Genomic DNA, 7,913 nt, shown 5'->3' with positions numbered 1-7,913 from the left:
TTACAAATTTTATCAAACTCTGCTTCTGCTCCTTCTGATTCATATTTCCATTCGGCAGGTTCGTATTTGTAATACAAGAAATCGTTTTTATCTTTCGTATCCAAAAAATCTAAGGTATTCGTAGAAGGACAAACTGTCATAGCTCCACCATCACTATACAAAGCAAAAGCATATATTTTTTCATCTTTATGCTGCTCAACTATTTCTAAAAAAGCCTTTTTAGCAGCATGTTTTATCTGTAGGCGGAGGTATTCAAAAAAAGTCATTTGTTAGAGTTTATTTATTCTTTCTCAATCATTTTTTTACTTCCATCAGTTGTTTTTACAGAAACCACATTATTTACAATAGAGAGCAAAACATAAAGCAGAATCACTAACGGAATGCCTAAATATTGCAGAAAAACGAGTAAAAGAACACTTGAAAGAATGAAAATATAACGAATTTCATTGCCTTTAAACCCAAAAGATTTAAACTTGAGCGCAAAAAGTGGAAGTTCTGCCACTAAAAGCAAACTCATCACGACAGCCAAAACAGAAAGCAAAATAGGATTGAGAATAGCTTCCGAATATGTTGGGTTTTGTAATAAAATAAGAGGAATCGAACCAATCAGAATAGCATTAGCTGGTGTAGGAACTCCAATAAAAGAATCTGACTGACGAGTATCTACATTGAATTTTGCCAAGCGCAACGCAGAAAAAACAGCAATTAAGAGCGCAATATAAGGTAAATAAGAAACCGTAGCTGTTGGGAGTTGCCCTTCTACCAAGTTTTGAGAAGCCTGTTCTAAACTTGCATTAATCATAAGATGATACAAAATAAAAGCTGGCAAAACACCAAAAGTTACACAATCTGCCAAAGAATCTAGTTCTTTTCCGATAGGAGAGCTAACTTTGAGCATACGAGCAACAAAACCATCCAAAAAATCAAAAATGGCAGCAATTCCGATACAGTAGGCAGCAATGTCAAGAGAATTTTTGAAACTAAAAATAATTCCGATGCAGCCAAAAAATAAGTTACAACACGTCAAGAAGTTAGGAATATGCTTTTTCATTCGGATAGTTTTTTGTTTGATATAGGTAGTTTGTAGGTACAAGGCTCACCTTGTACTATCGTAATTAAAAAATAAATGACAAAAAAATGATTGTACGAATTTTTATTTTAATAAGTTTCTTTTTCTTAAAATCTGTGTTTCTTTTTTCACAAGTATTTTTACCTGTTGAATTAGATACAACCTTATCAGATGGCAAATTGCCTGTTCATTCTATTTTCATAGGCGAAGATAATCATAAATGGATAGGAACAGAAAAAGGAGTGTATCAAATTGAAGAAGTAACCGAAGAAGCTCTAGTCAATGCCAATGAGTTTTTACCCAAAACTTCCATATTACACATCAAAAAAGCTCCAAAAAACAAGACATGGTTTATTACATACTCTAATGAAATTATTATTGTAGATAACAAAACTAAAAAGCAAGAAAAACAAAACTTTGATTTTCTAAAAGGAAAAATAATGAGTAATGTAGTCTTTTTATCTGATGCCATTTGGATAGCCAGCCGAGGAAATGGACTTTGGAAAAAATCATCAAGTCAGAATACAAAACCTACAAAAGTAGAAGTAGAAAAAAATGATGAAAATATAAACGATATTGCTTTTTTCGGAGGAATGCTTTGGACTGCCACCGAAACAGGACTTTATTACACAAAAAATATTGCATTAAACGACAAAAAACACAAATTCAAATCAGTTTCAGATTTTACGAAGGGAAACAAAATGAAAGTTTATAAAAATCAGCTTTGGGTCTTGGGGTATGATAAAAAAGACAAAGGAGTTTTGAAAACCACAAAAGACGGTAAGAAATGGACAACCTATTCACTTTCTGAGTCTTTTGAATATCAAGTTCCCAACATAATGAGTTTTGATAGTGAGGGAAATTTGTGGGTAGCTGCTGACAGAGTGGCAAAGTTTAATCTCACAACAAAAAAATGGACAGAGTTTGGCGAAAAACAGGGTTTTCAAAGTAGGTCAGCACTTTCTTTAGCTGTGGACAAGAATGATAATATTTGGGTCGGAACAGAAGGACGAGGACTTTTTGTAAGGGTAAACTATCCAGAAAAATTAACAGCTAAAGAAGAAAATACAGAGCAAGAAATTGAAATGATTGAAAACTTGGAAGAACTTGAAGAAGAAAAAACGATTTCCGAATTGCTTCAAACTGAAAAAGTAGAAACTATAAAAGGAAAAAAACTAAAACTTAAAGTTCAGTTTAAGACGGCAAAAGCTGATATTTTACCAGAATATGAAGTAGAGCTAAATGAACTAGCTAGTTTTATGGAAAAAAATCAAGACATCAGAATTTTGATAGAAGGACATACTGCACCTATCGGAAATGCACAGAAAAATCAAGAATTATCCGAACAAAGAGCTGTTGAGGTTAGAAATTATCTTATCAGAAAAGGAATTAGTCAAAACCGAATTCGAACGGTAGGCTATGGAGGAACTCGTCCAATTACTATGAGTAGAGAACAAATGAAGGAAAATAGAAGAGTAGAAGTTATCTTTGTAGATTAATCATCTTACCTCATTGAAGGTCTTGACCTCAACGACGGTTGAAACTTATAAAAAAATGGCTTTTCAACTTCCAAAAAACGAAACTCTAAAGGGAAAATGGACTTTTCATTATCATTCTCCTGCCCAAAACAAATACAATGGTGTATTGTATCTGACAAATAAAAATCTATATTTCAAAGGCAATTTTCAGATAGAAAACCTTAGTGTAAGTGCGATTGAAGGTGGGTTTGTGATTCCCCTAACAGAAATAAACGCAATGGCAACTCAAAAAGTAATGTTACTTTTTAATCAGCTTCATATCCAAATGAAAGATAAAGAAGTACATATTTTTGATAGGGGAATTTTGCCTGTAAAGAGCATTATGAAAATGATAGAAGAACAGAAAAGGTAGCCTATACTTGTAGGTTTTACATTTCTCCCTCTTTCAAATAACGAACTTTTTCTTTTTTAAATTTAGGGCAGTTTACAGTATCGCCAAAAGGTGTAAAAGTGATGGAGATAAAGCCTAACACGCCTCTGTTTTTGAATACATTGTTATTATTGAAAATCTTTTCTTTAGTAAGATATTCTGTGATGAGATATTGCATTCCTAAGCGCAAACGCCAACGAGGATTGAACTTGTAGCCTACAAAAATTTCATTGTTGAGCGTTCCTCTAATTTTGTAAGCACTTACAAAAGAACGAACTTCTGCTTCTACTGAAAGTGTATCTCTTGTTATTCCATTGATGAGAAGGGCGTTTTTGTCTGCTCCAAACCCAAGACCTACCAAATCGGTGCTTGCTCCAATTTCTAAACGGTCGCTAATATCATAGCTAATATAAAAACCTAAGTTTGCGCTGCCTAGAAATGGTTTTTCTACTAGCAAAGTATCTCTAAATCTATTATCAAGCGTATCTATGATGGCAGAGCGATAAGGAACACTATCTGTAATTCCTAAAGCTAGATTTAAGCGCACGCCAGCACCAATTCGCAAACGCTGCGACTCTCCAAAGCCGTACATAGCTGCATAACCTAAAGAGCCAGCACCAAGTTCGTTACCAACTCCCAACGCTAAGGTAAACCGATGTTGCCAATGTGAAATCTCCTTATTCTTCTTAACTTTTATCATCTGCCCAAAAGCAGAATTTGTATAAGTAAGCATCAATAGAAAACTAAGAAAAAGAAGCAATAATGACGTTGGAAGTTTTTTGTGCATAACTTTTTATTGGCTAATTCTTAAAAAGCAATAAGATTTTCAATCTGTAAATCTATCAAATCGTTGTATTTGGCATATTCATTATCATTAACGATTTTTTCTCCATCAAAGTGTTTTTCAATAAATGGCATTCTAGCACGCAATGGCAAAATAGCAGCTCCTAAGTACCCAAAAATATCAGATAAGTGGCTAGTTGCCAAAACTGCTCCTTGTGAGCCTGATGAAAGTCCTACCAAAGCCACTTTTTTACCTTTTACCGTATTGGGAAATTCCAATCCATCTAAAAAGGTTTTTATAATACCAGGAAAAGAACCGTTGTATTCTGGAGTAATTACGATAAGTTTTTCAGAATCTTTAATAGGAGAAATAAGACGGTTAAATGTTTCACTCTTTCCTGTATTTTCATATAATGCAGAAAATGCAAAATCGTGAGGAAGTTCTTTAAGGTCTAAAATGGTAGATTGAACTCCCTTTTCTTCTAATTTTTTTTGATAAAAGAGAGCCATATTATAAGTTACTGAACCTTTTCTATTTGTTCCAGAAATAATTGTTATCATTTTTTATTATAAATTTTTAATGGACGTTTTATTGCACAACAAGCGTGTTATGCAAGCGTATATAACCAACTTGATTATCTATTGTTACCTTGTACCACGAATCTTCTTTTTCTAAAACAGGATAACGATTTCCCTTTTTTACCACTTTCAAAACAGGAGAAGCAGCCGAAGGATTTTCAACAAAGGTAGTATAATCATTCTGAATAATGCCAAGTGTACGCTGAGTAGCAAAGTTATGAAGTATAAGCAAAAGAACCACAAACGAAAAACCGACAGCTAGTGGAGGAACAATCGTTCGTTCTTGTCGTGTTCTACTAATAAGCCAAATAGCCATTAAAAATATCATAATTCCAAAAAATACAATGATATACCACCTATAAGAATCATAGAGCGATAAAAAATAAGTTTTGTCGGTATATTCATAGCCATCCAACTGATAGGTTTTGGCAAGTTCCTCTAGCTTACTAAGCACTTGTTTGTCTGGGCTAATTCTGTAATGTAGATTGAGATAATACAGAGCCTTAGGATAATTATTTTTACTCTCTTCTACAAAAGCCATCTTGAGAAGCATTTGAGGGCTAAACTCTTTTTTCTGACTAAGCAAGTGTGTATAGGTGGTAAGAGCTTCTTGATAACGACCAGCACTAAACAGAGAGTCCCCTCGTTTTAAGAGTACATCATTTTGAGCATAGCTAAAAAAAGAAATGCCAATGAAAAAGGCGAAAAGACACGTTCTGAATACGAATTGACAGAAAAAATGAAGAGTTTTGATTTTTTTTGTAATAATATTTTGCATCATAAAATTATTGTAGTACCTTTGCAACGCATTTGAGGGAAACGCCCTCTGTTTTTTGTGAAAATTTTCAGCTTGTTCTAATACAATATGCAGACAAATATAGCTTGAAATAAATCAGTTTAAAAATCGCCTAGAAACTTCTTAAAAATTTTAAGCAATATTTTGAACCATTTATAATTTAAGGCTGTTGTTGCATAAAGATATGATTCCGTAGCTCAGTTGGTAGAGCACAACACTTTTAATGTTGGGGTCCTGAGTTCGAGCCTCAGCGGGATCACTTGTATTATTTATAATTCTGATAATCAAAATCAGAATTATATTTGCTCACGTGGTGGAATTGGTAGACACGCCATCTTGAGGGGGTGGTGCACGTACGTGTGTGAGCGTTCGAATCGCTCCGTGAGCACGTTAAAAATTAGATAGATAAAAGGTTTAGTAATTAAGTTGATAATTTGTTTTGATTCCGTAGCTCAGTTGGTAGAGCACAACACTTTTAATGTTGGGGTCCTGAGTTCGAGCCTCAGCGGGATCACATTTTTTTTTGAATTAAAAAGCCATACAATTTTATTGTATGGCTTTTTTTATGTTTTACATATAAAATAGTTTTGGATATTTCATAATGAAAAATTCAACACTTGTTTGGATAGCATCTGCAAGGGTAAACTTTTCTTTATCAAACTTTACTACCAAGTTTTCTTTAGTAATGCTACTGTGTTTGCTTCTATCAATCATTTTTTCCCCAAAAGGAGCATAGTTGATATTTTCTGTATCAAATAAAAACATCACTTGCATAAAATCGTGTTGTTGAGGTTTCCAAACATAACCTTGTTTTTCTGCATATTCAATTCGAATACGAGCGTTTTTATTGTTTGTATTTGCTATTTCATCTTCAATCTGAACATTTGTCGAATAGACTTCCATCATTTTGGCTTCTCCTTCTAGTAGCGTATTTTTTCGCCATATAACCAAGCTATATCCATCTTTTCCTTTTTCTGAAATAGCGTATTTGTAATGAGAACCTTGATAATCAAAGGTAGCTTCAAAGTTATATGGGTCTATGATAGGAACAGAATCAATAGAGGCATTTTGAGCAAAAAGATTATTTTGAGAAATAAAAAGCAAATTAAAAAGTAGGATTAAAATAAAAGGACGAAATTTCATATCTGTTTGAAAATTGGTGTATAGAATTTGTTTAAAGTGATAAGACAGGAAAATAATATGCCATTTTCCTATAAAAGGAGCTTGTAAATTTACACAAAAACAATACAGATAAGAATACAGGAAACATAAAAAATGCTAGATACTGTGGCGTTTCTAGCATTTGGGTAGATAAAAAACACTGTTTTTTTACATTAAACCTTATCACAGTTAAATTTTGCAAATTCAACTCTATGTAGAAATAGACACAATTTAATTTTTGCTACATTGCTGAAAATCAGACCTGTAAAAAACTGTTATAAACTTTATTACTAACTTATTCTATAGCAACAAATATATCTACTTCTGACTTGTCTTTCTGCATAGATTTCGCTCCATATACTTCAATATCATTTGTGAAAGTGCGTTTTAAGTCAGAATTCCAGATTTTGACCCATTCATTATAAACACTACCTTTTTGAACATCTCCTTTTGCAACATATTTTGAATAATTTGATGTTTCAATACTTTTTCCAATCATACCACTGGGTATATTTTCCAAATTATCTACTTTACATCCCAAAATAGTAGTGTAGGGCTTTGTATGGTCTTTTTCAAACTCTGTATAAATACAATAGATCTCATTAGAAACTTTATTAGGAATTTTTTCTGAAATAGCTTCTTTCATAAACTTTACCCAAAGAGCAGGAATATCTTTTGCTGCTTGTTGATTCTCATTTGTCGTACGAACGGCAATTCCGATAATATCAAAGGCTTCAATTTTTTGTGTATTCATTTGTATAGATTTTTTATGTGATGAACTTGAATACAAATCTAAACTAGGAGAGTGACAGCCCTGTGGCAAGGGTGGAATAAAAGTGTAAAAAGATTCAAAATATTTTTGCCAATGTATCGTAAAGTATTCTTGAATTGTCATATTGTGTGGAGAAAAGTATTCATTCAAGACTTCTAATTTTTGTATTTTGTCTAATCTAAAACTACGGAAATCATCTCTTAATCTGCAAAAGGCAATAAGCAACCAATTTTCTTGTGTGTTGTAGAGTGCAAAAGGCTCAATCTGACGTTTTGTTTTGTGGTTGGTTTCTAATGAAAGGTATTCAATATAACAAACTTGGTGGTTGGTAAGAGCAAGTTGTAGTGTAGATAAATAATTGCTAGTAGTATGATTTCCAACATTATGACGAAACTGAATTCTGTTAGAAAGCAAATTGACTTTGTCTGTTGTATGATGTTTCAAAACAGATTTTACTTTTTGTATCGCTGCTACATACTCTTTGGCAAAAGAAGCATCTTTGTTTTGTAGAATTAGTTGCTCTGCTGTAATGAGTGCATTAGCTTCACTTTCTGTAAACATAATAGGAGGAACATTATAGCCATCTACCAAAGAATAGCCTTTCCCTTCTTCTGTAAAAATAGGTACACCAGCTTGCTCTAATGCTTTTATGTCTCTGTAAATTGTCCTCTTGCTTACTTCAAATTTGTCAGCTAATTCAGAAGCTCTCAAAATACGTTTGGTTTGTAGTTGAGTTAAGATAGCTGTCAGCCTAGATAATCTTTTAAGGTCATTCATTTTGTAAATATTTTTTGTTGAGTAGAATAGCTATAATAAATGACTTAGAGCTTGTTTAAATTTTGTTT

9 protein-coding genes and 3 tRNA genes are annotated in these 7,913 nt (G+C 32.9%); 5 read left to right on the top strand and 7 right to left on the bottom strand.

Going from position 1 to position 7,913, the window contains the following annotated elements:
• Window positions 1–266, bottom strand: a 266-nt coding sequence (locus tag QZ659_RS08995; RefSeq protein WP_291725159.1) for a DUF4303 domain-containing protein, incomplete at its 3' end; no start/stop codon positions are given.
• Between the two features lie 14 nt (window positions 267–280).
• Window positions 281–1,051, bottom strand: coding sequence for a CDP-alcohol phosphatidyltransferase family protein (locus QZ659_RS08990; RefSeq protein WP_291725156.1), 771 nt, complete (start codon window positions 1,049–1,051; stop codon window positions 281–283).
• Between the two features lie 134 nt (window positions 1,052–1,185).
• Here QZ659_RS08990 and QZ659_RS08985 point away from each other — a divergent pair, with 134 nt between their 5' ends.
• Both QZ659_RS08985 and QZ659_RS08980 read left to right on the top strand, forming a co-directional pair.
• Window positions 1,186–2,568 (top strand): OmpA family protein, encoded by a 1,383-nt coding sequence (locus QZ659_RS08985; protein ID WP_291725153.1) that lies wholly within the window; start codon window positions 1,186–1,188, stop codon window positions 2,566–2,568.
• Between the two features lie 55 nt (window positions 2,569–2,623).
• Window positions 2,624–2,959 carry a GRAM domain-containing protein gene (locus QZ659_RS08980; protein ID WP_291725150.1) on the top strand — a complete coding sequence of 112 codons (336 nt, stop codon included), beginning with the start codon at window positions 2,624–2,626 and terminating at the stop codon, window positions 2,957–2,959.
• Window positions 2,960–2,975: 16 nt separating this feature from the next.
• Here QZ659_RS08980 and QZ659_RS08975 read toward each other — a convergent pair whose 3' ends face one another.
• The 3 genes from QZ659_RS08975 to QZ659_RS08965 are packed head-to-tail and all read right to left on the bottom strand — an operon-like array spanning window position 2,976 to window position 5,120.
• Window positions 2,976–3,764 (bottom strand): hypothetical protein, encoded by a 789-nt coding sequence (locus QZ659_RS08975; RefSeq protein WP_291725147.1) that lies wholly within the window; start codon window positions 3,762–3,764, stop codon window positions 2,976–2,978.
• A 20-nt stretch (window positions 3,765–3,784) separates the two neighbouring features.
• A complete protein-coding gene (locus QZ659_RS08970) occupies window positions 3,785–4,321 on the bottom strand; it encodes an NADPH-dependent FMN reductase (RefSeq protein ID WP_291725144.1) in 537 nt (178 codons plus the stop codon).
• Window positions 4,322–4,349: 28 nt separating this feature from the next.
• Window positions 4,350–5,120 carry an SH3 domain-containing protein gene (locus QZ659_RS08965; RefSeq protein WP_291725141.1) on the bottom strand — a complete coding sequence of 257 codons (771 nt, stop codon included), beginning with the start codon at window positions 5,118–5,120 and terminating at the stop codon, window positions 4,350–4,352.
• Window positions 5,121–5,321: 201 nt separating this feature from the next.
• Here QZ659_RS08965 and QZ659_RS08960 point away from each other — a divergent pair.
• From QZ659_RS08960 to QZ659_RS08950, 3 genes are all read left to right on the top strand, one after another.
• A tRNA-Lys gene (locus QZ659_RS08960) sits at window positions 5,322–5,394 on the top strand.
• A 45-nt stretch (window positions 5,395–5,439) separates the two neighbouring features.
• Window positions 5,440–5,523, top strand: a tRNA-Leu gene (locus tag QZ659_RS08955).
• Between the two features lie 53 nt (window positions 5,524–5,576).
• Window positions 5,577–5,649, top strand: a tRNA-Lys gene (locus QZ659_RS08950).
• A 56-nt stretch (window positions 5,650–5,705) separates the two neighbouring features.
• Here the strand turns inward: QZ659_RS08950 and QZ659_RS08945 are convergent.
• Together QZ659_RS08945 and QZ659_RS20525 are read right to left on the bottom strand one after the other, a co-directional pair.
• Window positions 5,706–6,278 (bottom strand): hypothetical protein, encoded by a 573-nt coding sequence (locus QZ659_RS08945; RefSeq protein WP_291725138.1) that lies wholly within the window; start codon window positions 6,276–6,278, stop codon window positions 5,706–5,708.
• 313 nt (window positions 6,279–6,591) lie between these two features.
• On the bottom strand, window positions 6,592–7,845 hold the full coding sequence (locus QZ659_RS20525) for an effector binding domain-containing protein (RefSeq protein WP_366935858.1): 1,254 nt from the start codon (window positions 7,843–7,845) through the stop codon (window positions 6,592–6,594).
• Window positions 7,846–7,913: the final 68 nt, after the last annotated feature.

Source organism: Bernardetia sp., from assembly GCF_020630935.1.
Classification (GTDB): Bacteria; Bacteroidota; Bacteroidia; order Cytophagales; family Bernardetiaceae; genus Bernardetia.
This window is presented reverse-complemented; position numbering and strand designations above follow the sequence as displayed.

Excerpts from the sequence above, each read along its gene's own strand:
- QZ659_RS20525 (WP_366935858.1), bottom strand. The coding sequence starts at position 7,845 with ATGAATGACCTTAAAAGATTATCTAGGCTGACAGCTATCTTAACTCAA.
- QZ659_RS08970 (WP_291725144.1), bottom strand. The coding sequence starts at position 4,321 with ATGATAACAATTATTTCTGGAACAAATAGAAAAGGTTCAGTAACTTAT.
- QZ659_RS08965 (WP_291725141.1), bottom strand. The coding sequence starts at position 5,120 with ATGATGCAAAATATTATTACAAAAAAAATCAAAACTCTTCATTTTTTC.
- QZ659_RS08945 (WP_291725138.1), bottom strand. The coding sequence starts at position 6,278 with ATGAAATTTCGTCCTTTTATTTTAATCCTACTTTTTAATTTGCTTTTT.
- QZ659_RS08980 (WP_291725150.1), top strand. The coding sequence starts at position 2,624 with ATGGCTTTTCAACTTCCAAAAAACGAAACTCTAAAGGGAAAATGGACT.
- QZ659_RS08975 (WP_291725147.1), bottom strand. The coding sequence starts at position 3,764 with ATGCACAAAAAACTTCCAACGTCATTATTGCTTCTTTTTCTTAGTTTT.
- QZ659_RS08990 (WP_291725156.1), bottom strand. The coding sequence starts at position 1,051 with ATGAAAAAGCATATTCCTAACTTCTTGACGTGTTGTAACTTATTTTTT.